This window comes from Oerskovia douganii (assembly GCF_015142735.1).
Lineage (GTDB): Bacteria > Actinomycetota > Actinomycetes > Actinomycetales > Cellulomonadaceae > Oerskovia > Oerskovia douganii.
Window position 1 is genome coordinate 1 of record NZ_JACSPN010000067.1, and the last position, 540, is coordinate 540.

General features: G+C 69.4%; 1 protein-coding gene. It reads right to left on the bottom strand.

Translation table 11 applies throughout. From position 1 onward, the window contains the following. Positions 1-9 precede the first annotated feature (9 nt). Positions 10-540 (bottom strand): transposase family protein (locus H9623_RS19155; RefSeq protein ID WP_193721585.1); only part of this gene is annotated, 531 nt, incomplete at its 5' end.

Consider the following 540-nt stretch of genomic DNA (forward strand, 5'->3'; position numbering starts at 1 on the left):
GAGGTGTTCTCACCAGGCTGATTTGGCGGTTCCTCGTTGAAGGTGGAGCAGGACGAGGGCTGCTGCGGTGATCTCGGTGGTGCGGTTCGGGTCGAGGGTGATCAGGCGTAGGGCTCGCCAGGTGTTCTTCAGCAGTGCGTTGCCGCGTTCGGCAACGGCTCGCAGGGAGATGAGGATCTTGTCGCGGGACAGGTCATCGACGTGAGCGGCCCTCGTGAGGCGGCGCGGGTGCCGGATCCCGATACCGGCGCCTTGGTAGCCCTTGTCGGTCAGGGTCGGTGTCCCGGCGGCGGCCGCGGGGTAGAGCGCGGGCAGGACGAACCTGCGGGCCGCGGTGATGTCGTGCGTGGACCCGGGGCTCGCCGCCGAGACCCACACGGGGTAGCCGGTCGGGTCGCATAGCACCTGGATGTTGGCGCCGTGACGGTGGTGCTTTCCGGAGTACCAGGACTCGGCGCCGGTCGGGTTGCGCGGTCCGTGCAGCTGCGCGATCGGCACGAGCGTGCCGTCCAGGGCCACGAACGGCCACTGCTCGGTGCG